The sequence below is a fragment of the Mycolicibacterium fallax genome, from assembly GCF_010726955.1.
Lineage (GTDB): Bacteria > Actinomycetota > Actinomycetes > Mycobacteriales > Mycobacteriaceae > Mycobacterium > Mycobacterium fallax.
Genome location: NZ_AP022603.1, coordinates 2,671,615 through 2,697,167 on the forward strand (window position 1 = coordinate 2,671,615; position 25,553 = coordinate 2,697,167).

Sequence of the window (25,553 nt, forward strand, 5' to 3'; positions counted from 1 at the left end):
TCCCCTGATCACGCCGACGAAAGTACTGCCATGACGAACACCGAACAGCCGGTCACCACCGCGGACCTGGTCCTCCTGGACATCGACGCCGGTGCCGACAAGGCCGCCGTGATCGGCCGGCTGGCCCGCCAGGCCGCCGACGCCGGCCGCTGCACCGACCCGGACGGTCTGACCGGCGCGGCACTGGAGCGCGAGGCCAAGTCCGCCACCGGGCTGCCCGGTGGCATCGCCATCCCGCACTGCCGCTCGCCGTACGTCGAGGTCCCGACGATTGGCTTCGCCCGGCTGCACCCCAAGGTCGACTTCGGCGCACCCGACGGCGGCGCCGACCTGGTGTTCCTGATCGCCGCACCGGACGCCGGCGGCGCCGAGCACATGAAGCTGCTGTCCAGCCTGGCCCGCGCGCTGGTGCGACCGGACTTCGTCGCGGCGCTGCGGGACGCCGGCACCGCCGAGGACGTGGTGACGCTGATCGACGGCGCGGTCCACCCCGCGCCCAAACCCACCTCGCCCAAACCCACCTCGCCCAAACCCACCTCGCCCAAGCCGGCCGCCACACCGGCCGCACCCGGCACCCCGGCCACCCCGGCAGCGCCGCAGGCCGCCGACGCGCCGAAGAACGCCGCCCGGGTGGTCGCCGTCACCGCCTGCCCGACCGGCATCGCACACACCTACATGGCCGCCGACGCGCTCACACTGGCCGCCGAACGTGCTGGGGTGGAGTTCGCCGTCGAGACCCAGGGCTCCTCCGGCAGCACCCCGCTGGCCGCCGACGTCATCGCCGCGGCCGACGCCGTCATCTTCGCCACCGACGTCGGGGTCAAGGACCGCGGCCGGTTCGCCGGCAAGCCGGTCGTCGCCTCCGGGGTCAAGCGGGCCATCAACGAACCCGACACGATGCTCGCCGAGGCGGTCGCCGCCGCGGGCAATCCGGCTGCCGCCCGGGTCGAGGGCGGCGGCGGGGCCGGCGGCGCGGCCGATGCCGCGCCGGGCTCCGGCGATGTCGGCTGGGGCACCCGCACCCGGCAGATCCTGCTCACCGGCGTGAGCTACATGATCCCGTTCGTCGCCGCCGGTGGTCTGCTGATCGCGCTGGGCTTCCTGGTCGGCGGCTACCAGCTCGGCAATGGTGTCGACGGGCAGCGTCCGGCCGGCTACGGCCTGAACTCGGTCGGCGCACACATCGCCGCCGCGAACTCGCTGACCGACCTGCCCGACGGCGGCCTGCGGGTCTACCTCGGCGCGGTGCTGTTCAGCGTCGGGCAGCTGGCGTTCATGTTCCTGGTGCCCGCGCTGGCCGGCTACATCGCCTTCGCGATGGCTGACCGGCCCGGCCTGGCGCCCGGCTTCACCGCGGGTGCGGTGGCGGTCTTCGTGCAGGCCGGATTCATCGGCGGCCTGGTCGGCGGCGTGATCGCCGGTCTGGTCGCCGCGGCCCTCGGCCGGATCGACGCGCCCCGCTGGCTGCGCGGCCTGATGCCGGTGGTGATCATCCCGCTGGGCGCCTCGCTGGTCGTCGGACTGTCGATGTTCCTGCTGCTGGGCCGTCCGCTGGCGGCCGCCAAGAACGGCCTGGAGCACTGGCTGGCCGGGATGACCGGCGCCTCGGTGATCGTGCTCGGGATCATCCTCGGCCTGATGATGTGCTTCGACCTCGGCGGGCCGGTGAACAAGGCGGCCTATGCCTTCGCGGCGGCCGGGCTCTCGGTCACCGATGTGCCGTCCATGCGGATCATGGCCGCGGTGATGGCCGCCGGCATGGTGCCCCCGCTGGCGATGGCGCTGGCCACCGCGCTGCGGCCCCGGCTGTTCAGCGCGCCGGAGCGGGAGAACGGCCGGGCGGCCTGGCTGCTGGGCGCCTCATTCATCTCCGAGGGCGCCATCCCGTTCGCCGCGGCCGACCCGCTGCGGGTGATCCCGTCGATGATGGCCGGCGGCGCGGTGACCGGCGCGCTGGTGATGGCGTTCGACGTCACCTCGAAGGCGCCGCACGGCGGCATCTTCGTGATCTTCGCAATCGGCAATGTGCTGGGCTTCGTGCTGGCGCTGGCCGCGGGCACCGTCGTCGGCGCGATCGCCGTCATCCTCGCCAAACAGCTGACCGGGTCCACACCCGCATCCCCGGCGCCCGTCGCCGCCTGACCCCCACCGGAAAACCCCGAGATAGGAGCATCAGATGCCCAGCAAGAATGTCATCGTCGGATCCGCCGTCGGCCTGCACGCCCGCCCGGCCGCGATCATCGCCGACGCCGTCACCGCCTCCGGCGCCGAGGTCACCCTGGCCTATGACGGCGGCGAGCCGGTGGACGCCGGTTCCGCGCTGATGATCATGACCCTGGGTGCCGGCAACGGGGCGGAGGTGACGGTGGCCTGCGACGACGCCGCGGTGTTGGCGCAGATCGCCGAACTCGTCGGCAAGGACCTCGACGCCGAGTGAGCTCGGCGCCCGGGCGCGGTCAGGACGCGTCGCGCGGCTCGCAGATCAGCAGCGGGATCACCCGGTCGGTCTTGGCCTGGTAGCCCGCGTAGCCGCGGTAGGCCTTGACCACCCGGGGCCAGAGCTGGTCGCGCTCGGCCGCGGTCGCGGTGCGCGCGGTCATCGGGCGCACCACCCCGTCCACGGTCAGCGTGACCTCCGGGTTGGCCACCGCGTTGCGATACCAGTCCGGGTCCTTGGGGTCCCCGCCCTTGGACGCCACCAGCACGATCCGGTTGTCGTCATGCACCGGCGTGGTCAGCATGTTGGCGAACCGCCGTCCGGATTTGCGCCCGACGGTGTGCAGCTCGACGGTCTTCATGCCCATGATGGTCCGCGGGTACCGGCCGAAGGTCAGCGCCAGCAGCAGCCGGTGCCCGATCTCCAGCGGATTGCCCCGGCCCTTTTTCTCGGGTTCGGCAGCGCTCATGGCTCCACGGTAGTCCGCCCCGCCCCGCGAGCGCTCACCCCTGGACGCCCGCACCGGCGCGTCCCGTACCGGGTTGAGCCGTCGGCGCGGTGGCCGCCCGGGCCGACGGTGCAGCAACCGGCGGGCCCGGGGCGTCCCGGGTCGCGGACACCCCGTCGCGGCCGTTGACGACGGCGGCCGACCGGGCCAGGATGAGCGGCGTGACCACGCCGTTTGATGACCCGCAGGCCGAGCTGGGCTGGATGTTCGTGCAGAGCATCGGCACCGGCGGCGACCTGGACGAGGCGTTCTCACTTGTCAGCGACGACTTCAGCTACTGGTCCAACGTCACCCGCCGGGAGTACGACGCCGCCGCGCTGCGGCGGGTCATCGAGCGGATCCGGAGCCGCGCCGACATCGAGTTCCACCTGATCCGCTGTCTCAACGAGGCGGAGAACACCGTCATCGAGGCGCAGGCCGAGGGCACCACGGCCGACGGCCGCCGCTACGACGCCCCGCTGGTCTTCCTGTTCGACACCCACGACGGGCTGATCACCTCGCTGCGCGAGTACGGCGACACCCAGCTGGCCCGCGAGCTGTTCGGGCCGCTGCCCTGATCCCGCGCCGCGACCCGTCCTAAACTGGCCCGATGGCACCCCAAGCAGCCCCCAACGCCACCGCCTCGGTCGACATCGCCGCCGACCCGCAGGCGGTGTACGCGCTGATCACCGATCTGTCCACGCTGGCCGCACTGGCCGAGGAGACCACCGAGATGGTCTGGAAGAAGGGCGATTCGGCCGTGCCGGGCGCGGTCTTCACCGGCCGCAACCGCAACGGCTCGAAGACCTGGTCGACCAACTGCACCGTCACCCGGGCCGCCGCCGGCCGGGAGTTCGGCTTCGACGTGCGGGCGATGGGCATCCCGATCGCGCATTGGAGCTACCAGCTGGAGCCGACCGAGACCGGCACCCGGCTGACCGAGAGCACCTGGGACCGTCGGCCGGGCTGGTTCTCGCCGCTGGCCGGCCTGCTGACCGGGGTGTCCGATCGTGACGCCGCCAACCGTCAGCACATCGAGGCCACCCTGGCCCGGCTCAAGCGGCGCGCCGAGAACCCCTGATCAGCCCCGTCGGCGGGCCGCCCGGCGGTCCGCCCAGAATCGCGCGGCCTCGCGCACCGAGCGCTGCACCGGAGCCGGGTCGAAGCCCAGCTCGCGGCGCGCCTTGCCGCAGTCGACCGGCGCCTCGGCGCGCATCAGCCGCACCGACGCCAGGGTGAGCCGCTCGTCGGTGCCGCGCAGCCGGGAGGTGAGGGTGCCCAGCAGCCCGAGCGCGTACAGCGCCGGGATCGGCAGCACCCGCCGCGGCCCGGGCACCCCGGCCTCCTCGGCGGCGATCGCCACCACCTCGGCGTTGCTGATCATCGACTCCGAGATCAGGTACCGCTCGCCCACCCGGCCGTGCTGCGCGGCGGCGATCATCGCCCGGGCCGCGTCGTCGATCCCGACGGCCTCCAGCGACACCCCGCCGAACACGAACGGCAGCTTGCCGAACACCGTCCCGGCGATCAGCGCGCCGTGCGGGGTCATGCCGTAGTCGCCGGCGCCGTAGGTGGTGGAGATGCACATCGCGACCGCGGGCAGGCCCCGATCCCGGGCGTAGTCGAGCACGGTCTCCTCGGCCTGCACCCGGGACCGGACGTAGTCGGTGAGCCCGCGTGGCGAGATCCGGTCGTCCTCGGTGGCGGTCGTGCCGCGGCGCCGCCCGACGGTGGCGTAGCTGCTGGTGAACACGAACTTCTTCAGCGATCCGGCGGCCGCAAGTTCGGCGGCGATGTCCAGCACGCCGCGCAGTCCCTCGACGTTGGTGCGAAACAGCGGCGCGGTGTCGCGCAGCCACGCCCGGGTGTCGACCACGCAGTAGTAGACGACGTCGACGCCGGTCATCGCCGCCCGCACGGTGTCGGTGTCGAAGATGTCCCCGGTGAATCGGGTGACGGCCAGGTCGTCGATGCCGGTGGTGTCGGCGCCGGCGCGGACCATCGCGCGCACCTCGACGCCGTCGCCGACCAGCGCCCGGGTGACGTGCGAACCGAGGTAGCCGTTGGCGCCCATCACCAGCGCCGTCGGTGCGCTCACCGGCCGCCGCCGAACTGCTCGTACCAGCGCGCCGCCTCGCCGTCGAGGGTGCCCAGCTCGGCGGCCCGCCGGCACCATTTCTGGGTCGCTTTGAGGAAGCGCAGCGGGTTGTAGACGTCCTCCTGGCGCTTCCACAGCCCGTCGCCGGCGTAGTCGATGATGGAGATGTTGGTGGCGCTGATGATGGTGCCGTCGCCGGGATCGCGCATCGGGTTGTCGAGCTCGCAGATCACCCGGCCGCGGGCCTCGTCGATCACCGACCATCGCGACGGGAACGCCGTCATGTAGCTGCCCGGGAAGCTGCCCATGGTCTCTTTGATCCAGCTGCGCACCTGTTCGCGGCCCTTCATGGTGCCGGCGGCGTGCTCGATGTAGTCCACATCGGGGGTGTAGTGCGCGACCCACAGGTCCCAGTCCTGGGTCTTGGCGGCATCGTCGACGGTCTGCTCGAACCGGGCGAAGGCGTCCTCCAACTCGGCGCGGCTGAAGGGTCCAACGGCAGGGGCACTCATCCGTCAACTAGAACATGTTCTATTCGGAAAGTCTCGCGAATCCTGCGCCCAAAGGGCCGGACGTATGGTGTGAGGTGACGGTCGACGGCACCGAACCGAGGAGCAGCGATGGCAACGCAGACCGCGATCCTGGCGGGCGGATGCTTTTGGGGCATGCAGGAACTCATCCGCAACCGCCCCGGCGTGCTCGACACCCGGGTCGGCTACACCGGCGGCGAGAACGACCAGCCCAGCTACCGCAACCACCCGGGCCACGCCGAGGCCATCGAGATCGTCTTCGACCCCGCCCAGACCGACTACCGGGCGCTGCTGGAGTTCTTCTTCCAGATCCACGACCCGAGCACGCCCAACCGGCAGGGCAATGACGTCGGCTCCAGTTACCGCTCGGCGATCTTCTACCTCGACGACGACCAGCGCCGCGTCGCGCAGGACACCATCGCCGAGGTCGACGCGTCCGGACGCTGGCCCGGGCCGGTGGTCACCGAGCTGGTGCCGGCGCAGCCGTTCTGGGCGGCCGAGCCCGAGCATCAGGACTACCTGCAGCACTACCCGAACGGGTACACCTGCCACTTCCCCCGGCCGGACTGGACGCTCCCGGCCCGCGGATAGCCGCTACCTGACCAACGCCCGCAGTTGGTAGTGCCCGGTGCTGGTGGCCACCACCACACCATTCGCGTCGGTGACCGTCGCGGCCACGGTGAAGTCGGACTTGCCGCGCTCGGCCGCCTCCGCCTCGATCCGGGCGATGGTCTCCTCATCGATCCGGGCCTCGCCGCGCAGGTCGGTGTTGGCCATCGCGCGGTAGCTGATGTCGAGGTTCTTCACCAGCGGGAAGTACTTGGCGGTGTCGAAGGTCACCAGCGCGATGATCCCGCCGAGCACCTCCGCGACGGTGAACTGCACGCCGGCGTAGATGACGCCGAAGTGGTTGCCGTTGCCTTCGGCGGGCACCGAGGTGACGGCGTACCCGCGCCCCGCCTCGACCACCCGCACGCCCATCTTCCCGGCGATTGGGATGGTAGTGGCCAGCGCGGCGTTCATCTGCTCGACGAGCGATTCGGTCATGGCTCAGATCGTCGCACGCCCCGCCCCGGCGGGGCAGAGGTTCGCACGCCCCGCCCCGGCGGGGCACAGGTTCGCCCGCCCCGCCCCGGCGGGGCAGAGGTTCACAGCCGGTGCACGGTGACCCGCCCGCCGTCGCGGGGGGTGAACGCGACGCCGCGGTTGTGGATTTTCTCCGCCGGGCGGTCGGTGGTGTCGATCCGGACGCTGCGCAGCACGGTCCGCAGCACCACGTCCATCTCCATGTTCGCGAACGCCGCCCCGACGCAGCGCCGGGTGCCGCCGCCGAACGGCATCCAGAACGACACGCTGGGCCGCTGGCCCAGAAAACGTTGCGGGTCAAAGCGCTGCGGCTCGGGGAACGCGGTGGCGTTCCAGTGCATCTGCGCCAGCGACACCGACACCGAGGCGCCCCGCGGGATCCGGTAGTCGCCGAGTTCGAAGACCGGGGCGTTGACATTCCGGGCGGCGAAGTCGATGACGGTGCGGTTGCGCTGCACCTCGTAGATGACCGCCTGGCGGTACTCGTTGTCGTCGGTGTCGGCCTCGGCGACCAGCCGCGCGAGCACCTCCGGGTGCCGGGAAATCCGCTCGAACGCCCAGGCCAGCGTCGAGGCAGTGGTCTCGTGGCCGGCGGCCAGCAGGGTCAGCAGTTCGTCGGCGATGTCGGAGCGCGACATCGCGGTGCCGTCCTCGTAGCGGCTGCGCACCAGCACCGAGAGCACGTCGGTGCGATCGTCCAGGTCCGGGTCGGCGATCGCCCGGTCGATCAGGGTGCCGACCAGCGCGTCGTATTCCTCGCGGTACTGCCGCAGCCGCCGCCACGGTCCGAAGTCCCGGCGCGGGCTGGGCAGCACGACCAGCCGGGAGCCCAGCGTCACCCACGGCGGGATGCCCCGGCGCAGCCCCTCCAGTTCCGCTCCGCCGGCCCCGAAGATGGCCCGCAGGATGATGTTGAGGGTGATCCGCATCATCGGTTCCAGGGTCTGGAACTCGGTGTTCTCCGGCCAGCAGGCGAGTTCGCGGCGGGTTTCCTCCTCGACGATGGCCTCGTAGCGGTGCATGGCCTTGCCGTGGAACGGCGGGGTCAGCAGCTTGCGACGGGCCCGGTGCTCGGCGCCGTCGAGCGCGAAGATCGATCCGGGGCCGAACATCCGGCTCAGGTTCGGCTGGATGTTGCCGAGGACTTCCGGATCGGCCGCGAACACCTGCTTGGCCAGCGCCGGGTCGGTGACCACCACCATTCTTCCCCACAACGGCACGTTGAGGCTGAACGCGCCGCCGAACCGGGCGGTGAGCCGGTTGACCACCCGCCGGCGCTGCAGCGCGTACATGGCGCCCTGCACGCTCTTGGGGACCCGGCGCGGTGCCGGCGGCCAGTTGATCGGCTCGGCGGCCGGGCCGACGGCCGGCTCAGCCGCCGGGTTGCCGACCGGGTCGGTGACGGTTTCGGTCATGGACGCACCTCCGCGAGAACCTGCTGGTACCCACCGGTACCAATGCTTGTCCGGTACGGTACCCGTTGGTACCAGTGGCGGCAAGAGGTTGGGAGGAGTTCGGCGTGCAAACCCCCGACCCACGCACCCGGCTGTTCGAGGGCCTGGCCGACGCCATTATCGCGCGCGGCTACCGGGACACCACGGTCGCCGACATCGTCCGGGCCGCCAAGACCTCCAAGCGCACCTTCTACACGCACTTCACCAGTAAGGACGACTGCCTGCTTGAGCTGCTCGACGCCGACAACGTCACGATGATCGCCACCATCCGCGCCGCCGTCGACCCCGAGGCCGACTTCCCCGAGCAGATCACCGCGGCCGTCGACGCCTACGTCACCGTCATCGAGAACCGCCCGGCGGTCACCCTGACCTGGATCCGGGAGTTCCCCGCCCTGGGCGAGGCCGCCTACCCGGTGCAACGCCGCGGCATGGACCGGTTCGCCGAGCTGCTGCTGGAGATCACCGCCAACCCCGGATTCGCGCGCGCCGGGCTGGCCCCGATATCGCGGGCGACCGCGGTGATTCTGCTCGGTGGGCTGCGCGAACTGACCGCGCAGACGATGGAGGACGGCGGCAGCATCACCGAGATCACCGCGGCCGCCATCGCCGCCTGCATCGGGCTGGTCACCGGTCCGCGACCCACTGCGAGCGCAGCGCCGGCGGGCCGTACCGACTAAGTTGACGGGGTCGATACGTACGAGGAGCGGAGAGTATGGATATCCCCCCGGGAATTGAGGTCTGGCCGGGCAAGGCGTATCCACTCGGCGCCACCTACGACGGGTCCGGCACCAATTTCGCGGTGTTCAGCGAGGTCGCCGAGCGTGTCGAGCTGTGCCTGTTCGACCCGGACGAGGACGGCGAGCTGCGCGAAACCCGCATCGAGATGCCCGAGGTGGACGGATTCGTCTGGCACGCGTTTTTACCCCGAATCGTCGCCGGGCAGCGCTACGGCTTCCGCGTGCACGGCCCCTACGATCCGCCCGCCGGGCTGCGCTGCAACCCGAACAAGCTGCTGCTTGACCCCTACTCCAAGGCCATCGACGGGCGCTTCCAGTGGGACCAGTCGATGTTCGGCTACAACTTCGGGGACCCCGACAGCCGCAACGACGACGACTCGGCCGCCCACATGCCCAAGTCGGTGGTGATCAACCCGTACTTCGACTGGGGTGTGGACCGGCCGCCGCAGCACGAATACGCCGATTCGGTCATCTACGAGACGCACGTGCGGGGACTGACCATGACCCACCCCGACATTCCCGAGCAGATCCGCGGCAGCTACGCCGCGATCGCCCACCCGGCGATCATCGACCATCTGAAATCGCTCGGGGTGACCGCACTCGAGCTGATGCCGGTGCACCACTTCGCCAACGACTCGACGCTGATCGACAAGGGCCTGAGCAACTATTGGGGCTACAACACCATCGGGTTCTTCGCCCCGGACTACATCTACACCTCCAGCACCACCCCGGGCGCCCAGGTGCAGGAGTTCAAGGCGATGGTCCGCGCGCTGCACAGCGCCGACATCGAGGTGATCCTCGACGTGGTCTACAACCACACCGCCGAGGGCAACCACCTGGGCCCGACGCTGTCGATGCGCGGGATCGACAACCCGGCCTACTACCAGCTCGTCGACGACGACAAGCGCTACTACATGGACTACACCGGCACCGGCAACAGCCTCAACGTCCGGCACCCGCATTCGCTGCAGCTGATCATGGACTCGCTGCGCTACTGGGTCACCGAGATGCACGTGGACGGGTTCCGCTTCGATCTGGCCTCGACGCTGGCCCGGGAGTTCTACCACGTCGACCGGCTGAGCACCTTCTTCGAGCTGGTGCAGCAGGACCCGGTGGTCAGCCAGGTCAAGCTGATCGCCGAGCCGTGGGACGTCGGCCCCGGCGGCTACCAGGTCGGCAACTTCCCGCCGCAGTGGACCGAGTGGAACGGCAAGTACCGCGACACGGTGCGCGACTTCTGGCGCGGCGAGGACGCCACCCTCGGTGAGTTCGCCTACCGGATCACCGGCTCACCGGATCTCTACGAGGCGACCGGACGACGCCCCGTCGCCTCGATCAACTTCGTCACCGCGCACGACGGCTTCACCCTGGCCGACCTGGTGTCCTACAACGAGAAGCACAACGAGGCCAACGGCGAGGACAACAACGACGGCGAAAGCCACAACCGGTCGTGGAACTGCGGGGTGGAAGGCCCCACCGACGACCCGGAGATCCGTGCCCTGCGCTCGCGCCAGCAGCGCAACTTCCTGACCACCCTGCTGCTCAGCCAGGGCGTGCCGATGCTGTCGCACGGAGATGAGCTGGGCCGCAGCCAGGGCGGCAACAACAACGGCTACTGCCAGGACAACCCCGTCACCTGGGTGGATTGGGCGGCAGCCGACGCCGGGCTGCAGGACTTCCTGCGCCGGGTCGCCGAACTGCGCGCCGCCCACCCGGTCTTCCGACGCCGGCGGTTCTTCACCGGCCGGCCGGTCCGGCAGCGCGACGCGGCCAGCTCGGACATCTCCTGGTTCCGCCCCGACGGCTCGGAGATGACCGACGAGGACTGGGATTCCGGGTTCGGCAAGTCCGTCGCGGTCTACCTCTACGGGCACGGCATCCCCGGCCTCGATCAGCGCGGCCACCCGGTCAACGACGATTCGTTCCTGCTGTGCTTCAACGCCCATCACGAGCAGATCGACTTCCGGCTGCCGCCGGCGAACTTCGGCGCGCAGTGGCTGCCGGTCATCGACACCACGGCCGAGCGCGGGGCGCCCGAGGACCCGCCCGAACCGCTGCCGGCCGCCTCGACGGTGACCGTCGGGCCCCGCGCGATGGTGGTGCTGCAGGCCCCCGCGGCGCCCTAGCCGCACCCCTAGACACTTTCGGTAATCTGTCCGCATGCGCAGCGTGGTGATCGACGCCCCCGGCCAGATCCGCATCGACAATCGGCCCGACCCCGTGCTACCGGGGCCCGGCGGCGCCATCATCGCCGTCGGCTCCGCCGCCATCTGCGGCTCGGACCTGCACTTCTACGAGGGCGACTACCCGCTGGTCCAGCCGGTGGCCCTGGGCCACGAGGCGATCGGCACCGTCGTCGAGGCCGGCCCCGACGTCCGCAACGTGGCGGTCGGCGATCTGGTGCTGGTGTCCTCGGTGGCCGGCTGCGGGCACTGCGCGGGCTGCGCGACCCACGACCCGGTCTGCTGCGTGCAGGGACCGCAGATCTTCGGCGCCGGCGTGCTCGGCGGCGCCCAGTCCGAGCTGCTGGCGGTGCCGACGGCCGACTTCCAGCTGCTGAAGATCCCCGAGGGGATCGACACCGAGGAGGCGCTGCTGCTGACCGACAACCTGGCCACCGGCTGGGCCGGCGCGCAGCGCGCCGACATCCCGCCGGGCGGCACGGTCGTCGTCATCGGCCTCGGCGCGGTCGGGTTGTGCGCGGTGCGCAGCGCGATCGTGCAGGGCGCCGGCCAGGTGTTCGCCGTCGACCCGGTCGAGGGCCGCCGAGAGCGGGCCTCGCTGGCCGGCGCCACCGCGGTGGAGCCGTCGGCGCTGGCCGCGGTACTGGAGGCCACCGGCGGGCGCGGCGCCGCGGCGGTGATCGACGCCGTCGGCAACGACGCCACCATGACCGAGGCGCTGGCGATGGTGCGGGCCGGCGGCACGGTGTCGGTGATCGGCGTGCACGACCTGAACCCGTTCCCGTTCCCGGCGACGCTGAGCCTGATCCGCAGCATCACGCTGCGGATGACGACCGCACCGGTGCAGCGCACCTGGGGCGAGCTGATCCCGCTGATCCAGTGCGGACGGCTGGACACCGGCGGCATCTTCACCCACACCATGCCGCTGGCCGACGCCGCGGCCGGCTACGCCGCCGTCGCCGCCCGGACCTCCGACTGCGTGAAGGTCACGCTCAGCATCTGAGCCCGGGGACTACCGTTCGTCGCCGTCGATCACCGAGTAGAACGACTCGCCGTCCTCCGGGGCGCCGTCGATCTGCCCGCGATGCTGCCGGGTCGGGCGAGCCGGCTGTGCCTCGCCGGTGAGCACGTCGGGCACCTCCGCGGCCAGCCGCTCGGCGAGGCTCTGCTCCTCGATGACCGGGATCCAGCGCTCCGGCGGGTCGACCACGATGTCGCCGTCGTCGTTGCGCACCTCATCGGAGTCCAGCGACTCGCTGGGGTTCAGGGTCTGGTCGGGGCCGTTGTCGTCGACGTCCATGTCGGGGCCGTCCTCTCTGCTAGACGTACAGCGGGTAGCCGCCGCTGATCTTGAGCGTCTCACCGGTGACAAACGACGCCTGCCGCGAACACAGGTACAGCATCGCCGACACCGCATCGTCGGTTGTTCCGGGCCGGGTGATCAACTGGCGTTCGGCGACGATTTGCTGCATCAGGCTATACGGCAGTTCCCCCAGCGTGCTCTCGGTCGTCGTCAAGCCCGGGGCGATACCGTTGACCCGGATCCCGTCGGCGGCCAACTCCGCGGCGAACGCCGTGGTCAGCCCGCGCACGGCCAGCTTGGACACCCCATACGGGGTGGTGCTGAGATAGCCGGCCATCGACGAGACGTTGAGCACCGCCCCGCCGCCGCGGGCCCGCATCGCCTCGCGGCAGGCCAGCGTGGCGTTGACGACGCCGACCACGTTGACCTCGAGCAGCCGGCGCAGTTCCGCGCGGGGCAGCGCGGCGAACGGCTGGTTGTACCGCATCAGGTGCAGCCCGGCGTTGTTGATCAGGATGTCGACCCCGCCGAGTTCGGCGACGACGGCCTGCACCGCCGCCGCCATCTGCTCCTCGTCGGCGACGTCGGCGACCACCGCGACCGCCCGCGCCCGGTCCCCGCGCAACTGCGCGGCGGTCTGCTCGGCTCCGGCCCGGTCGACGTCGACCAGCGCCACCGCGGCACCGGCCTCGGCCAGCGCCCGGGCGAACGCCCGGCCCAGGCCGACCGCACCGCCGGTGATCACCGCCACCGCACCGTCGAAACCGCTGTCCCCCGCCGTCACGAAAGCCACGCTAGCGCGGATCGCGGGGCGGGCGGGCAGCCCCGCCGGTCAGTACGCGATGAAGAGGATCTCTTCGCGGCTGTAGTCGTGGCCGGGGTGGTTCGCGGTGAGGTGGGCCTTGGTCTTGTCGACCAGATCGTCCTCGTCGGTGCCCACGATCGACTCGCCGCACGGGCAGTTCAGGTGTGTCTTCATGACTGAAAGGTCTACCCGAGAACGCCGTTCCGCGGTAGAGCGGGTGTGCTCAGCTCAGGTAACGCAGCACCGATTCGGCCACGCACGACGGCTTGGTCCCGCCCTCGGTCTCGATGACGGTCGAGACGATCAACTGCTGGGCGCCGTTGCCCAGGTCCTCGGCGTCGATGAGGGTGCTGGTGGCCCGCACCCGGGCGCCCACCTTGACCGGGGCCGGGAACCGGACCTTGTTCACCCCGTAGTTGAGCGCCATCTTGACGCCGTTGACGGTGTAGATCTGGTGCATCAGCACCGGCAGCAGCGACAGCGTCATGAACCCGTGCGCGATGGTGCCGCCGAACGGGCCCGCCGCGGCCTTCTCCGGGTCGACGTGGATCCACTGGTGATCGCCGGTGGCGTCGGCGAACTGGTTGACCGCCTCCTGGGTGATGGTGAACCAGTCACTGGTGCCCAGCACCTCGCCCTTGGCGGCGGCGAAATCCGCCAGTGATTCAAACGTCCGCATGGTTGCCCCTTCGGTGGTCGACGGCCGGTTACCCCGGGCCGGTTCTCGTTTTCGGTAACGCTATTCTCGCGCGGCCAGCAGGCCTTCCTGCACCAGGGTCGCGGCCGGTCGGCCGTCGGCGCCCAGCAGCGTCGCGGTCACCACCGCCCGCCCCGATCCGGCGGCCGGGGATTGCGAGCGCAGCAGGTTCCAGCCGTCGGCCCGGATCGGGCCGTGGAACCAGATCGCGGCGTCGGTGGTGCCGGCCCGGTGGCTGCGGTCGGACATGGTGCGGCCGTGCACCCGCAGCGCGGTGTCCAGCAGGTACAGATCGCTCAGGTAGGCCGCGACGCAGTGGTGCAGGATCGGCTCGTCGGGCAGTTGCATCGCGGTGCGCCAATAGAATTCGCGGACAAAACCCTCCCCGTCGCCGTGCTCGCGGTAGCGCAGGTCGAAGTCGTGCAGCGGCACCCCGAGCGCCGGGCCCGGCGGCGCGGTCACCGGCAGCGCCGCCGGGTCCGGGATCGGCTCGCCGGCCCGCGGATGCTCGGGCCCGGCCAGCTCGGTGGCAAACGAGGCCGTCGCGACGGTGGTGAGCCGGCCGTCCTGGTACGAGCACACCCGGCGGGTCATCGCGGTGCGCCCGTCGTAGGTCGGCTCGACCCGGTAGTCCACCGGGGCGCAGCTGCCGGCGCGCAGGAACTGGATGTGCAGGCTGGTCGGCCGGGCCCCGGGCCCGACGGTGGCCGCGGCCGCCCGCAGCGCCTGGGCCAGGAACTGGCCGCCGAAGGCCCGCTTGTCGGCCGGGCCGTAGCCGGTGCCGACGAACAGCTCTCCGGCCGGGCGCACGGTCAGCAGCCGCAGCAGCTCGCTGCCCGCCGGATGCGGCTGGTCGGCCATCCACACTCCCCTCGCCGAGGCACTGCCGGCCAGTCAACCAGCCCGGCCCGCCGGCCTCAGTTACCAGGTCAACGCGCTGCGCGGGCTGCTGCTGGGCACCCCGGCCAACCTGTGGGTCGATGTGGGTGTGCTGCTGGTGGCGGCGGTGGCGGGCATTACCGCCGCGGCCGCGGTGATCCGCCGGCTGGTGCGGTAGCCCCGCTCAGCGGTCGCCGACATTGCGGGCGATCAGGTCGAAGACGCCGCGGGCCTGCTCGCCGGGACCCTCGGCGCAGTGCAGCACCTCGATCGCGATGTTGTTGCGCACTCCGAGCACATGCTGGCAGCCCCAGCCCCGGCCGCCCTCGGCGGTCTGGGAGATCTGGATGACGTCGTCACCGGAGATCACCGGACCCAGGCTCCAGTTGGTCTGCTTGCCGCCGTCCTGGGTGTAGACGACGGACTTGTCCGAGCAGGCCTTCCAGCGTTTGGTCACGCCGGAAAAGAAGGTGTCCGCGGCATCGGAATCGTTGAACGACACCACCGCCTGGGTGATCACGTTGTCCGGCCGGGTCTCCTTGTCGCGCTCGTCGCTGAGGATCTTTCCGGCCACCGAGATCCAGCCCGACCCGTCGTAGCTGGCCTTCTGCAGCGGCGACCAGGCCGACCGGCAGTCCCGGCTGGAGATTCCGGTGGAGTCGCTCATCCCGGTGGCACGCGCCTGCTGCACCAGCGTGGTTCCGCTGCCGGCGACCTTGGAGACCTCGACCGGGCCGGCCAGCAGGTCCTCCACCGCCGAGGTCGCCACCGGCTTCGGCTTGAGCGGACCGTCAGAGTCTGCGGGCACCGCGGTTCCCGGGACCATGACCGTGCATCCCGCCAGCAGCAGCATGCCGACCACCGCGGTGAACAGAATTCGCACCTTCACACCGTTGACCCTAGCGTCGCCGCGACCCCCGCCGATGCGGCAGTTCGCCGCGGGTGGGTCACGGCTCGGTGACGGCCGGGCCACGGCGTCGTGACGCAATCGTTAGCCAACCGCGATTGCGCCGCGCAGTCCACCGAACCCAAACCTCACTGGCCCCATGATTCACTTTTGTCACACAAGTAACAGGCGTGTAATTACGAGTGACGGAGGAACTCAGTCGTGAAGGTCCCAGTCGTGAAGAGGCCAGTCGTGAAGAGGATTGAGAAATTGCGCGGAAAGGCCACCACGTCCCTGCGCCGGGCGGCGGTGGCCGCGGTCGCCGCCGCCACCCTGCCCGCCCTGATCGGGGTGGTCGGCGAGACCGCCACCGCAGGTGCGTTCTCCCGGGAAGGCCTTCCGGTCGAGTACCTGGATGTGCCGTCGCCCTCGATGGGCCGCAACATCCGGGTGCAGTTCCAGGGCGGCGGACCGCACGCGGTCTACCTGCTCGACGGGCTGCGCGCCCAGGACGACTACAACGGCTGGGACATCAACACCCCGGCGTTCGAGTGGTTCTACAACTCCGGGTTGTCGGCGGTCATGCCGGTCGGCGGCCAGTCCAGCTTCTACACCGACTGGTACCAGCCGTCGCAGGGCAACGGGCAGGCCTACACCTACAAGTGGGAAACCTTCATGACCTCCGAGCTGCCGACCTGGCTGGCGGCGAACCGGGGCGTGTCGACCACCGGCAACGCCGTCGTCGGCCTGTCGATGGCCGGCAGCGCGGCCCTGACCTACGCGATCTGGCATCCCCAGCAGTACATCTACGCCGCCTCGCTGTCCGGCTTCCTGAACCCGTCCGAGGGCTGGTGGCCGATGCTGATCGGGCTGGCCATGAATGACGCCGGCGGCTACAACGCCAACAGCATGTGGGGGCCGTCCTCGGATCCGGCCTGGCGCCGCAACGACCCGATGGTCAACCTGGGCCGGCTGGTGGCCAACAACACCCGGCTCTGGGTGTACTGCGGCACCGGCACCCCGTCGGACCTGGACGCCGGCTCCGACGGCGGCAACCTGATGGCCGCGCAGTTCCTGGAGGGCCTGACGCTGCGCACCAACGTCACCTTCCGGGACAACTACATCGCCTCCGGTGGCCGCAACGGCGTGTTCAACTTCCCGGCCAACGGCACGCACAGCTGGAACTACTGGGGCCAGCAGCTCCAGCAGATGATCCCGGACATGCAGAACACCCTCAACGGTGCTCCGGCCGTGGCCAACTGACCCCGCCCCCGGCACCCCGGCGCGGCCCTCACCTCATCGCGGGTGGGGGCCGCGCTGCGTTTGGGCACCGGACCTCAGCTGCCGGCGAGCCGGCCGCGCAGCCCGGAGGCGCGCAGCACCCGGCGGTCCAGCGCCGCGCGAACACTGTCCTCGGTGCCGACCACCCGCACGGTGTCCTTGGCCCGGGTCACCGCGGTGTAGAACAACTCCCGCGACAGCAGCCGCGAGTCCGCACCGGGCAGCAGCACGGTGATCTCGGCGGCCTGACTGCCCTGGCTCTTGTGGATGGTCATGGCGTGCATGGTCGCGACATCGGACAGCCGACTGGTGGCATAGCTGACCGGGCCGAGCCCGCTGTCGATCACCACCCGCAGCTGACCGGCCTCGGCGACCGTGACCCCGGTGTCCCCGTTGTACAGGCCGATCCCGTAGTCGTTGGCGGTCACCAGCACCGGGCGCCCGACATACCAATCCGCCCAAAGGTTTTCCGCGGTTTCGTCACCGATCCAGCGCTCCACCTGGCGATTCCAGTGCCGCACCCCGAACGGACCCTCGCGGTGCGCGCACAGCAGCCGGTGCCGCTCCAGCACGTCCAGCGCGGCCCGGCCACCACCCTCCAGGGCGGCCGACCGCAGCCGCAGGGCATGCGGCAACAAAATCCGTCGCAGCGCGGCCGTGGGCTCCGGATCCTCGATGAACGCGATGCCGGGATCGCCGCCGCGCAGCAGCGCCAGCACCTGCTCGGCGTCACCGGCCCGGATGGCGCTGGCCAGCGCACCGATCGCCGAGCCGAACCGGTGCGAGGTACGCAGTCGCGCAATCCGATTGTCCTCGCGTTCGCCGAGGCCGTCGACCAGATCGGCGAGCACCGCGCCGGCGTCCACCGAGGTCAGCTGGTCGGGATCGCCGACCAGGATCAGCCGCGCGTCCGGGCGGATGGCCTCCACCAGCCGGGCCATCATGGTCAGCGACACCATCGACGTTTCGTCGACGACCACCACGTCGTGCGGCAGCCGGTTGCCCCGGTGATGCCGGAACCGGGTGGCGCTGCCCGGCCGAAAGCCCAGCAGTCGATGGATCGTGACGGCGTGCAGTTCGGGCAGCCGGTCGCGGTCGGCCGCGCTGAGCAGCCCGAGCTCCTCGCCGACGGCCTGCTGCAGCCGGGCCGAGGCCTTGCCGGTCGGGGCGGCCAGCGCGATCCGCGGCGGCCGGTGTCCACCGATTTCTGCCTGCTCGGCGATCAGTGCCAGCAATCCGGCGACGGTGGTGGTCTTCCCGGTGCCGGGTCCGCCGGTGAGCACCGTGGTGGCCTGGGTGAGCGCGATCCGCGCCGCCTCGCGCTGCTCCTCGGAGCCGGTCCGGTGGAACACCCGCAGCAGTCCGGCCTCCAGCGCCGCGCCGGCCGGCCCGTCGGCCAGCGGCCGGATGGCGGTCCGTTCCAGCAGGTCTCGGCAGACCTGGTCCTCTTCTCGCCAGTACCGGTCCAGGTACAGCAGCCGATCATGCTCGAGGCGCAACACCGGCGGCGTGCCGGAAAGCGGGCTGTCCCGGATCGCCGCGCGCCAGGCCGCGGGTTCCGGCCAGGTCAGCCCCGCCGGGGCGCCGGCGGCCTGCAGGTCCACACCGACGGAGCCGGAATCCACACCGATGGAGTCGAGGCCGACGCCGATGGACGCCAGATCCACACCGACGGAGTCCAGGTCCACACAGACCGATCCGTTGCGCACCGCCCGGACCGCCAGCGCCACCGCCAGCCCGACGTCGGGGTTGGCCTCGCCGGCCAGGGCGCACAGCCGCTGGGCGACGTGCACATCGGCGGCCTCCAGCACGCCGGCCCGGTTGAACTGCGCCAGCACCCCCTCGGCGCGCAGCGCGAGCCGACGATCGAACGGGTCCTCGACCGTCGGCGGCGGGGCGGGCATCGTCATGCGCGAACCTCCTGCGCGGCCAGCAAATCCGAAAGTTCGACGATCAGTTTCGCCGGTGGCGCCCAGCTGAACACCCCGGCGGGCACCCCGTCGACGGCCGGGGTCTCCGGCCCGCACATGCCGCGCAGGAACAGGTACAGCACGCCACCGAGATGCCGATCGGGGTCGTAGTTCGGCTGCCGCCAGCGCAGGAACCGATGCAGCACAACCGAATACAACAGTGCCTGCAGCGGGTAGTGGGAGTGCTCCATGGCGGCGACGAGCTGCGACTGCCCGTAGTCGGCAGAGGTCAGCGGGCGCGCCGGATCACCGAGCTTGTTGGTCTTGTAGTCGACGATGAGATAGCGCCGGCCCGGCACCCGCAGCACCACGTCGATGGACCCGGACAGATAGCCGCGCAGCGGCTGGCCCCCGAGTTCGGGCGTCATCAGCCGCTCGGCGTAGCCGACCAGCGGATCGTCGGGGCTCAGCCGCGCCGCGAGCAGCTCGCCGATCCGGGCCACCGTGATCCTCGGCGCGTCGGCACACCCGTCCCCGCCCGCCAGCGGGATCTCGAAGTCCAGCTCGCACAGTCGGTCTCGGTGGCCGATGTTCCGCAGCGTCAGACCGCCGGCCAGCGGACCGAGCGGGGTGTCGTGCATCGGCAGCAGCGCCGCACCGAGTTCCTCGGCCGACACCGCAACCGGCCACCACTTCTGCTGGGCCCGAACCTGCGCGGTGAGTTCGGCGGTCAGGTCGGCGGCCGCCGGGTCGGCGACCTCCAGCACGGCGTGCACCAGCGACCCGAGCTCCGCCCCGGCGGGCACCTGCGCCATCGGCGAGATCAGCGCACCCTCGGAGACCGCGCTCGGACCGGCGGCCACCCCGCCATCGACGGTGTGCGTCTCGTCGTCCTTGCCCGCGTCGGTGGCCTCGCTGCCGACCCCGCTGGCCGGCAGCACGCCCTCGGCGGCGCGCAGCAGAGCGCTGTAGGAGGTGCGGCGCCAACCGGTGTCCAGGGTTCGGGTGAACTCCCGGACCGCCAACTCGGCCGATGGCCGTTCCCGGGCAACCGGTTCGACGGCGCGGATCTCCGACGGTTCGACCACCAGCGCACCGGCGGCCTCCCACTCGGCGAACGCCTCGGGAACGACGTCGTCGCTTTCCATCGGCAGGCAGGCCGCGGGCACCTCGGACTGGCCCGGCCGCCTGCCGCGCACCAGCCGGGAAACACCGCCGGTCGGTTCGTTCCAGGACGGCGCCCACCACAGCACCAGCTGGGACTGCGCCCGGGTCAGCGCCACGTAGCTGACCCGCAGGGTTTCACCGGCGGTTTCGGCCTGCGCGGCCGAAACCGCCTGCTGGCGTTGCGGTCCGGAATCGCCGCCGATGTGCAGGCACCGCACGTCGCCGTCGTGGTAGCGCGGGAAGTCCGGCTCACCGAGGTAGCGGTTGAACGAGTAGGGCAGGTAGACAACCGGGAACTGCAGGCCCTTGCTGCCCCACACGGTGAGCACCTGCACGGCGTCGGCGTCACTGTCCAGCCGGCGGCGGCGCTCCCCCATCCCGTCGCGCTCGGTGCGGCGGCGGCGCAGCCAGTCCCGCAGTCCGGGCAGGCTGAGCCGGTCCCGGTGCGCGGCCTCGGACAGCAGGTGGCTCAGCTGGGTCAGGTCGGTCATCGAGCGCTCGCCGCCGGTGTGGCCCAGCAGCCGCTGGCTCATCCCGGCGAGCTGGGCGGCCTCCAGCACCGCGGCGATCCCGCGGCCGCGGGCGTGATCGGCCCACTCCCGCAGCGTCTCGGCGAGCCGATCGGTCAGCTCCGGCCCGCCCGCGGCCAGGGTGGCGGCGGTTTCGCCGAAGAAGACCGTCGCCCCGGCGGCCCGGACCACGCCGGTGCGGTCCGGCTGGTCGAAGGCCTCCAGCAGGGTCAGCCAGTCCGCGGCGGCCTCGGTGCCGAAGATGTCCAGGTCACCGGTGAACACCGCCGGGATGCCGGCGGCCAGCAGCCCCTCGTAGCAGCGCACCGCATCCTCGTTGCGTTCGGTGATGACGGCAATGTCGCCGGCGCTCAGCGGGCTGCCGTCAAAGCGGACCCCGCCGGCCAGCATCCGGGCGACGTCGCCGACCAGATCCGCGGCGATGTGAGCGCGCAACACCTCGATGCTCAACGGCTTGTTCGGCGGGACGCCGACGGCGTCGCGGTCGGCGATCCGCAACCGGATCGGTGCCTCGCAGCTCGGCCCGGTCAGCCGGCTGCCGGGGTGCTGCGCGTCGACCGGGTGCACCCGGATCCGCGGGTCCCCCAGCGCGGCGCCGCCGAGCAGCGTCTGCAGCGACGCGACCAGCCGCGCATCGCTGCGCCAGTTGCGGTTCAGCGTCTTGCGCACCGCGGCACCGTCGGCCGCGCGCAGGTAGGTGTTGATGTCGGCGCCGCGGAAGGCGTAGATGGCCTGCTTGGGATCGCCGATCAGGATGAGCGCGGCGTACCCGTCGAACGCGGACTCCAGCACCTGCCACTGGATCGGGTCGGTGTCCTGGAATTCGTCGACCAGCACCACCTTCCAGCGGCTGCGCATCCGGGCCCGGGCGGCGTCGGCGCCGCCGGCCTGCAGCGCGCCGGCCAGCCGGGACAGCAGGTCGTCGTAGCTCAGGATCCGGTCCCGGCGTTTGCGGATCTCCAGCTCCGCCAGCACCTTCCCGGCGAAGTCGCGGCGCACGGCCGCGGGGGTGCCGGGTGCCGGGTCGGCGGGCCGCAGCTCGACGCCGGGATGGGCCACCACCTCCTTGGCCAGCTTCCCGGCGTCGGCCCGGGTCATCACCGGCCGGTCCTCGGCATGGGCGAAGCCGGCCAGGTAGAGGTCGTCGGTGATCTCCGAGACCAGGTCGTCGAGGTTCTCCACCAGGGTGACGTTGCTGTCGGAGTCCCCGGCCACCCCCAGTGAGCGCAGCACCAGCTGGCAGAAACCGTGGGTGGTGGTGACGCTGGCGTCGTCGAACGCGGCCAGCGCGTCGCGCAGCCGCTTGGCCCGGACCTCGGCCTCGGCCGCCGGCACGTCGACGAGCCGGCGCAGCACGTCGTCGGTGACCGACTCCGGGCGCCCGAACGCCTCGACGGCGTTGAGCAACTGGGCGCGGACCCGTTCACGCAGTTCGCGGGTGGCGGCGCGGGTGAAGGTGATCAGCAGCATCTCGTCGAGGGTGGCCCGGCCCTCGGCGAGGTAGCGGGCCACCAGGGCGGCCAGCGCGTAGGTCTTGCCGGTGCCCGCGCTGGCCTCCAGCACCGTGGTGGTGCCGGCGGCGGGCAGCTCGGCCCACAGGTCGAACGGGTCCAGTTCGGTGCTCTGGTTCACGCGCGGTCCTGTCCGTCGATCAGCGGCGCCCAGACCCGGGCGGCGTAGCAGCCCATCCGGGTCTGCTGCCCGGGGACCTGTTCGCCGGGGCGCGGCGGGGCCATCAGGGCGCCCCAGCCGTCGGCGCCCCAGGCCCGCCGGACACCCGGGCTGCGTTCCTCGCCGTCGTACCGGTCGGTGGACACCCACTGCTTGCGGGCCCGGACCTCGGCGGCGTCGGCGACCCGGGTGGCCGCCCAGGCGTAGGAGGTCTTCACCGGCAACGGCAGCGGCTCCGCCCGCCCGGCGTCATAGACCGCGACCAACTCGGTCAGCACCGCGACCGGGTCCGGCGGGGTGGCCAGCCGGGCCTGCTCCACCGGGTGCCGGCCCCAACCCTTGGCGATGCAGCGCGCCGAGTACCGGGTTCCCGGGGTCTGGGCGGCCAGTGCCAGCAGCGGGATCCAGGTCTCCATCAGTTGTTTGGGGCCCAGCGAGGAGTAGCTGTAGGACACCAGCTGGGTGCCGTGCACCGCGCCGACGGTGCCCAGAATCCTGCGGCCGCCGGCCAGCTCGATGTCGACGTCCACGGCCCGGGGGTCGGCGCCGAGGTGACTGCGGGCCTCCTCGGCGACGGCGGCGGCCTTGTCCACGATGGAGTTCGCGGTGCGCCAGCCCAGCCGGCCCGGCGGGAGCGTGCCGCGCCGCCACTCGGCCTGCAGCACCCCGTTGCGGTCGGTGCCCCGCACCAACTCCGCCAGCATCCGGGTGCCGACGGCCCAGCCGGTCAAGCCGCCGACCTCCACCGCCATGGCGTCCTCGACGTCGTCGGCCTGCCACGGCAGCGCGACGTCCAGCGCCCGGAAGAACCCGCGGATCGGGTCCCGGAAGAAGTTCACCAGCTCGTCGAGGGCGACGTCGCCGGGCGGCGGCACCGGCAACGGGCCGCTCAGGAACACCGGTGCCGGGCCGCGCGGGCCGGCCGCCATCGCCCGGGCACCGGCCAGCGCGGTCGGGTCGAAGCTGAACGGGGTGCCCGGCGCGGCCAGTTTGCTTCCGGGAGTGACGTTCTCGGCGTCGAACGACAGCAGCGGGTGCTCGATGAGGATCTGGGTGCGCACCGGCTGGGCCGCGGTGCGGTCCAGGGTGTCGAGCAGTTCGGCCAGCGGCACGGCGGGCGGCCGGAGTTGCCCGGACACGTCGTCGCGGCCGGTGTAGGTGATCACCAACGTCTCGGTGGCCGCGCCGATCGCGTCGAGCAGCAGCTGACGGTCCTCGGCGCGGCGGTCGCGCTCTCCGGCCAACGGGTCGCGGGCCAGCACGTCGTCGCCGTCGACGGCGTGGCTGCGCGGAAAGACCCCGTCGTCCAGGCCGACCAGGCAGACCACCCGGTGCGGCACCGACCGCATCGGGGTCATGGTGCAGACCGTGATGGCGCCGGTGCGGAAGTTCGCCCGGCTGGGCCGGCCGACCAGGTGATCGCCGAGCAGGGACCGAATGTCGTTGAGCCGCAACAGGGTGTCCCAGTGGCTCGCGGCGAACTCGGTGACCTCGGCGAGTTCGCGGTCGAGCTGGTTGCGCTGCCAGGCGTCCTCGCCGGTGGCCCGGGCCAGCCCGTCCACCCCGTCGCGGAGGGTCTGCACCCAGTGCGTCAGTGGATGCGCCCCGGACAGCCGGTCGAGCACGTCGGCCAGGCGGTCGGCGAACTCGGCGAACCGCCCGGCCAGGTCCACCTGGTTGCTGCCGACGTCGTCGAGCGGCAGCGCGGTGCCGATCCAGGCCTCGGCGTCCTGCGACATCGCCACCCCGGCCAGGATCCGGTCCAGTCCGAACCGCCAGGTGTTGTGCACGACGCCGTCCAGGCCGTAGGGCCTGCGGTGTTCGGCGTCGATCCCCCAGCGGATGCCGGATTCCCGGACCCACTCGGTCAACGTTTCGATGTCGTCGTCGGTGAACCCGAACCGCGCCCGCACCGGCGCGGCCTGCGCGACGTCGAGCAGTTCGGTGGCGGTGCCGCGGCCCTCGGCCATCGCCAGCAGTTGCTCGGCGACGCCGAGCAGCGGGTTGGTCTGGCTCAGCGAACGGTCGGCGAGTTGGACGCGCAGCCGGTAGGCCGGATGCGTCGCCTCGGCGCCGTCGGGCCGGTGCCCGGTCAGGTCGCCGAGCCCGAACGCGGCCAGCACCAGCGGTGCGTACCGCTCGATGTCCGGGCACATCACCAGGATGTCGCGGGGCTCCAGGGTGTCGTCGTCGGCCAGCAGGCCGAGCACGGTCTCGCGCAGCACCTCGATCTGCCGGGCCGGCCCGTGGCAGCTGTGCACCTGAACCGACCGGTCCCCGGCGGCCGGCTTGCGGCCGTCGGGCCGCAGGGCATTGGCGGCCAGGTCGGACTGCAGCCAGCCCAGCAGGTCCTCGCGGTGCCGCGTATCGGGCAGGTGCTCGTCGTGCAGCCCGTCGGCCGGCAGCGCGCGCTGCAGTTCCCGCAGGTCGCGGCCCAGGCTGGCGAGCAGCGGATGCCCGGCCGCCCGGTGATCGGGGTCCTCGCGCCGGCGCACCGGGCCGTGCCGGCCGGCCAGCGCGCGCCACAGCGCGTCGCTGGGGTGCGGCAGCCACAGGTGCAGGTCATGCCCGGCGGCCACCGCGGCGAGCAACTCGATGTCGGTGGCGCTGAGCCGGGTGTGGCCGAACAATGACAGCCGCTCGGGCAGCTCCAGCCCGCCGGCGGCCAGCCGCGCGACGGTGCGGCGGTGCCGCACATCCGGCGGGTCGGCCGGCACCCGTTCGACCAGCCCGCGCCACAGCCGCGGCTGCCAGGCCAGGTCGGCGGCCAGCGCGCGCCCGGCGCCGTCGGTGTCGCGCCCGGCGGCCCAGTCGGTGAGCAGTTGCGGCCGCTGCCGGCCGTACGAGGCGAACAGCCCGGCGATCCGGCGGGCCACCGCGTAGCGGCGACCGCGGCGCAACTCGGCCTCATCGCTGTTCGGCCCGGCGCTGTTGGTCCCGGCGCCGTCGGTCCCCGCGCCGGTAGTCCCGGCGCCGAGGTGGGCGGCCAGCGGCGCGCACCAGGGCTGGGTCACCGCGTCGTCGATCACCGCGAGCAGCGGCCAGGTCAGCGCGTCGGGATCCCAGGGATCGGCGTCGGCGTCCCCGGTGAGCTCGGCGATCAGCGACCGCGGCGAGCGGAACCGGACCCCGGCGCACACCCCGTCGTTGTGCTCGGCGCCGAGCAGGTGGGACAGCCGCTGGCTCAGCCAGCGCTCCACCCCGCGCGCGGGCACCAGCACCAGGTCGGTGCCGAACGGGTCAGCCGGCGGGGTCGCCAACAGCTCGCCCAGGCCCTGGGCGAGCAGGTCGGTGCGCTCGGCGCGGTGCAGGTGAAAAGCCATCCCGGCAAATCTATGCGCATCGTCCGACAACCCGGCCGCGAGGCCGCGGACACTCCGTCCGGCGCGCCTCGCGGCGAATTACATCGATG

Annotated in this window: 24 protein-coding genes and 1 pseudogene; 10 read left to right on the plus strand and 15 right to left on the minus strand. The window is 71.9% G+C overall.

Translation table 11 applies throughout. The features are described 5' to 3' along the window. Nucleotides 1-30 precede the first annotated feature (30 nt). Nucleotides 31-2,142 carry a PTS fructose transporter subunit IIABC gene (locus G6N10_RS12735; RefSeq protein ID WP_085098694.1) on the plus strand — a complete coding sequence of 704 codons (2,112 nt, stop codon included), beginning with the start codon at nt 31-33 and terminating at the stop codon, nt 2,140-2,142. Nucleotides 2,143-2,176: 34 nt separating this feature from the next. Next, entirely contained in the window at nt 2,177-2,437 is a 261-nt protein-coding gene (locus tag G6N10_RS12740) for an HPr family phosphocarrier protein (RefSeq protein WP_085098697.1), read from the plus strand. A 19-nt stretch (nt 2,438-2,456) separates the two neighbouring features. On the opposite strand, the gene G6N10_RS12745 is transcribed toward G6N10_RS12740, so the two are convergent. Beyond that, nucleotides 2,457-2,906, minus strand: coding sequence for a nitroreductase/quinone reductase family protein (locus G6N10_RS12745; protein ID WP_085098700.1), 450 nt, complete (start codon nt 2,904-2,906; stop codon nt 2,457-2,459). A 34-nt stretch (nt 2,907-2,940) separates the two neighbouring features. Next, the gene (locus G6N10_RS12750; protein ID WP_163742135.1) at nt 2,941-3,114 is read right to left on the minus strand and encodes a hypothetical protein; all 174 of its coding nucleotides are present in this window, start codon (nt 3,112-3,114) and stop codon (nt 2,941-2,943) included. Here G6N10_RS12750 and G6N10_RS12755 point away from each other — a divergent pair. Together G6N10_RS12755 and G6N10_RS12760 are read left to right on the plus strand one after the other, a co-directional pair. Further along, nucleotides 3,098-3,502, plus strand: coding sequence for a nuclear transport factor 2 family protein (locus G6N10_RS12755; RefSeq protein ID WP_109750582.1), 405 nt, complete (start codon nt 3,098-3,100; stop codon nt 3,500-3,502). The genes G6N10_RS12750 and G6N10_RS12755 overlap by 17 nt on opposite strands. Nucleotides 3,503-3,534: 32 nt before the next feature. After that, nucleotides 3,535-4,005: an SRPBCC family protein gene (locus tag G6N10_RS12760; protein WP_085098703.1), complete on the plus strand. Its 471-nt coding sequence runs from the start codon at nt 3,535-3,537 to the stop codon at nt 4,003-4,005. Here the strand turns inward: G6N10_RS12760 and G6N10_RS12765 are convergent, their stop codons facing one another. Then, nucleotides 4,006-4,998, minus strand: a complete 993-nt coding sequence (locus G6N10_RS12765; RefSeq protein WP_234810632.1) for an NAD-dependent epimerase/dehydratase family protein — start codon at nt 4,996-4,998, stop codon at nt 4,006-4,008. 20 nt (nt 4,999-5,018) lie between these two features. Next, a complete protein-coding gene (locus G6N10_RS12770; protein ID WP_085098710.1) occupies nt 5,019-5,534 on the minus strand; it encodes a nuclear transport factor 2 family protein in 516 nt (171 codons plus the stop codon). 108 nt (nt 5,535-5,642) lie between these two features. Here G6N10_RS12770 and msrA point away from each other — a divergent pair, with 108 nt between their 5' ends. Next, entirely contained in the window at nt 5,643-6,143 is a 501-nt protein-coding gene (gene msrA / locus G6N10_RS12775) for a peptide-methionine (S)-S-oxide reductase MsrA (RefSeq protein WP_085098713.1), read from the plus strand. A 3-nt stretch (nt 6,144-6,146) separates the two neighbouring features. Here the strand turns inward: msrA and G6N10_RS12780 are convergent, their stop codons facing one another. Together G6N10_RS12780 and G6N10_RS12785 are read right to left on the minus strand one after the other, a co-directional pair. Then, on the minus strand, nt 6,147-6,599 hold the full coding sequence (locus G6N10_RS12780) for a PaaI family thioesterase (RefSeq protein WP_085098716.1): 453 nt from the start codon (nt 6,597-6,599) through the stop codon (nt 6,147-6,149). A gap of 101 nt (nt 6,600-6,700) precedes the next feature. Beyond that, complete coding sequence (locus tag G6N10_RS12785; protein WP_085098719.1) at nt 6,701-8,053, minus strand: cytochrome P450; 1,353 nt, start codon at nt 8,051-8,053, stop codon at nt 6,701-6,703. Nucleotides 8,054-8,157: 104 nt separating this feature from the next. Here G6N10_RS12785 and G6N10_RS12790 point away from each other — a divergent pair, with 104 nt between their 5' ends. The 3 genes from G6N10_RS12790 to G6N10_RS12800 are packed head-to-tail and all read left to right on the plus strand — an operon-like array spanning nt 8,158 to nt 12,015. Continuing rightward, on the plus strand, nt 8,158-8,769 hold the full coding sequence (locus G6N10_RS12790) for a TetR/AcrR family transcriptional regulator (RefSeq protein ID WP_163742429.1): 612 nt from the start codon (nt 8,158-8,160) through the stop codon (nt 8,767-8,769). A gap of 35 nt (nt 8,770-8,804) precedes the next feature. Beyond that, entirely contained in the window at nt 8,805-10,955 is a 2,151-nt protein-coding gene (glgX, locus tag G6N10_RS12795; protein WP_085098725.1) for a glycogen debranching protein GlgX, read from the plus strand. 34 nt (nt 10,956-10,989) lie between these two features. Next, nucleotides 10,990-12,015, plus strand: a complete 1,026-nt coding sequence (locus G6N10_RS12800) for an alcohol dehydrogenase catalytic domain-containing protein (RefSeq protein ID WP_085098727.1) — start codon at nt 10,990-10,992, stop codon at nt 12,013-12,015. 9 nt (nt 12,016-12,024) lie between these two features. On the opposite strand, the gene G6N10_RS12805 is transcribed toward G6N10_RS12800, so the two are convergent. From G6N10_RS12805 to G6N10_RS12825, 5 genes are read right to left on the minus strand one after another with little or no spacing between them, the layout of a single operon-like run. Further along, complete coding sequence (locus G6N10_RS12805; protein WP_085098730.1) at nt 12,025-12,312, minus strand: hypothetical protein; 288 nt, start codon at nt 12,310-12,312, stop codon at nt 12,025-12,027. Nucleotides 12,313-12,331: 19 nt separating this feature from the next. Next, nucleotides 12,332-13,099: an SDR family oxidoreductase gene (locus tag G6N10_RS12810; RefSeq protein WP_179962835.1), complete on the minus strand. Its 768-nt coding sequence runs from the start codon at nt 13,097-13,099 to the stop codon at nt 12,332-12,334. Between the two features lie 48 nt (nt 13,100-13,147). After that, entirely contained in the window at nt 13,148-13,294 is a 147-nt protein-coding gene (locus G6N10_RS12815) for a DUF1059 domain-containing protein (RefSeq protein WP_085098737.1), read from the minus strand. Between the two features lie 49 nt (nt 13,295-13,343). Further along, nucleotides 13,344-13,799 (minus strand): MaoC family dehydratase, encoded by a 456-nt coding sequence (locus G6N10_RS12820; protein WP_085098740.1) that lies wholly within the window; start codon nt 13,797-13,799, stop codon nt 13,344-13,346. A 60-nt stretch (nt 13,800-13,859) separates the two neighbouring features. Further along, the gene (locus G6N10_RS12825) at nt 13,860-14,627 is read right to left on the minus strand and encodes an acyl-CoA thioesterase domain-containing protein (protein ID WP_234810629.1); all 768 of its coding nucleotides are present in this window, start codon (nt 14,625-14,627) and stop codon (nt 13,860-13,862) included. 106 nt (nt 14,628-14,733) lie between these two features. Here G6N10_RS12825 and G6N10_RS12830 point away from each other — a divergent pair. Then, a pseudogene (locus tag G6N10_RS12830) lies at nt 14,734-14,874 on the plus strand (ABC transporter permease); the annotation flags it as partial. A 6-nt stretch (nt 14,875-14,880) separates the two neighbouring features. On the opposite strand, the gene G6N10_RS12835 reads toward G6N10_RS12830, so the two are convergent. Next, nucleotides 14,881-15,585 (minus strand): sensor domain-containing protein, encoded by a 705-nt coding sequence (locus G6N10_RS12835; RefSeq protein WP_085098746.1) that lies wholly within the window; start codon nt 15,583-15,585, stop codon nt 14,881-14,883. 249 nt (nt 15,586-15,834) lie between these two features. On the opposite strand from G6N10_RS12835, the gene G6N10_RS12840 reads away from it, so the two are divergent. Next, entirely contained in the window at nt 15,835-16,845 is a 1,011-nt protein-coding gene (locus G6N10_RS12840) for an esterase family protein (RefSeq protein WP_085098750.1), read from the plus strand. 74 nt (nt 16,846-16,919) lie between these two features. On the opposite strand, the gene recD is transcribed toward G6N10_RS12840, so the two are convergent. Genes recD through recC form a run of 3 tightly spaced genes read right to left on the minus strand, consistent with a single transcriptional unit; the run spans nt 16,920 to nt 25,464 of the window. Further along, nucleotides 16,920-18,773 (minus strand): exodeoxyribonuclease V subunit alpha, encoded by a 1,854-nt coding sequence (recD, locus tag G6N10_RS12845; protein ID WP_085098753.1) that lies wholly within the window; start codon nt 18,771-18,773, stop codon nt 16,920-16,922. Beyond that, a complete protein-coding gene (locus tag G6N10_RS12850; protein ID WP_085098857.1) occupies nt 18,770-22,084 on the minus strand; it encodes a UvrD-helicase domain-containing protein in 3,315 nt (1,104 codons plus the stop codon). The genes recD and G6N10_RS12850 overlap by 4 nt, the downstream gene beginning before the upstream one ends. 14 nt (nt 22,085-22,098) lie before the next feature. After that, complete coding sequence (recC, locus tag G6N10_RS12855; protein WP_085098756.1) at nt 22,099-25,464, minus strand: exodeoxyribonuclease V subunit gamma; 3,366 nt, start codon at nt 25,462-25,464, stop codon at nt 22,099-22,101. Nucleotides 25,465-25,553: the final 89 nt, after the last annotated feature.

What these genes read in the sequence shown, in the direction of transcription:
- G6N10_RS12735 (WP_085098694.1), top strand. Translation starts at nt 31, where the DNA reads ATGACGAACACCGAACAGCCGGTCACCACCGCGGACCTGGTCCTCCTG.
- G6N10_RS12740 (WP_085098697.1), top strand. Translation starts at nt 2,177, where the DNA reads ATGCCCAGCAAGAATGTCATCGTCGGATCCGCCGTCGGCCTGCACGCC.
- G6N10_RS12745 (WP_085098700.1), bottom strand. Translation starts at nt 2,906, where the DNA reads ATGAGCGCTGCCGAACCCGAGAAAAAGGGCCGGGGCAATCCGCTGGAG.
- G6N10_RS12755 (WP_109750582.1), top strand. Translation starts at nt 3,098, where the DNA reads ATGAGCGGCGTGACCACGCCGTTTGATGACCCGCAGGCCGAGCTGGGC.
- G6N10_RS12760 (WP_085098703.1), top strand. Translation starts at nt 3,535, where the DNA reads ATGGCACCCCAAGCAGCCCCCAACGCCACCGCCTCGGTCGACATCGCC.
- G6N10_RS12765 (WP_234810632.1), bottom strand. Translation starts at nt 4,998, where the DNA reads ATGGGCGCCAACGGCTACCTCGGTTCGCACGTCACCCGGGCGCTGGTC.
- G6N10_RS12770 (WP_085098710.1), bottom strand. Translation starts at nt 5,534, where the DNA reads ATGAGTGCCCCTGCCGTTGGACCCTTCAGCCGCGCCGAGTTGGAGGAC.
- msrA (WP_085098713.1), top strand. Translation starts at nt 5,643, where the DNA reads ATGGCAACGCAGACCGCGATCCTGGCGGGCGGATGCTTTTGGGGCATG.
- G6N10_RS12780 (WP_085098716.1), bottom strand. Translation starts at nt 6,599, where the DNA reads ATGACCGAATCGCTCGTCGAGCAGATGAACGCCGCGCTGGCCACTACC.
- G6N10_RS12785 (WP_085098719.1), bottom strand. Translation starts at nt 8,053, where the DNA reads ATGACCGAAACCGTCACCGACCCGGTCGGCAACCCGGCGGCTGAGCCG.
- glgX (WP_085098725.1), top strand. Translation starts at nt 8,805, where the DNA reads ATGGATATCCCCCCGGGAATTGAGGTCTGGCCGGGCAAGGCGTATCCA.
- G6N10_RS12800 (WP_085098727.1), top strand. Translation starts at nt 10,990, where the DNA reads ATGCGCAGCGTGGTGATCGACGCCCCCGGCCAGATCCGCATCGACAAT.
- G6N10_RS12805 (WP_085098730.1), bottom strand. Translation starts at nt 12,312, where the DNA reads ATGGACGTCGACGACAACGGCCCCGACCAGACCCTGAACCCCAGCGAG.
- G6N10_RS12815 (WP_085098737.1), bottom strand. Translation starts at nt 13,294, where the DNA reads ATGAAGACACACCTGAACTGCCCGTGCGGCGAGTCGATCGTGGGCACC.
- G6N10_RS12820 (WP_085098740.1), bottom strand. Translation starts at nt 13,799, where the DNA reads ATGCGGACGTTTGAATCACTGGCGGATTTCGCCGCCGCCAAGGGCGAG.
- recD (WP_085098753.1), bottom strand. Translation starts at nt 18,773, where the DNA reads ATGACGATGCCCGCCCCGCCGCCGACGGTCGAGGACCCGTTCGATCGT.
- recC (WP_085098756.1), bottom strand. Translation starts at nt 25,464, where the DNA reads ATGGCTTTTCACCTGCACCGCGCCGAGCGCACCGACCTGCTCGCCCAG.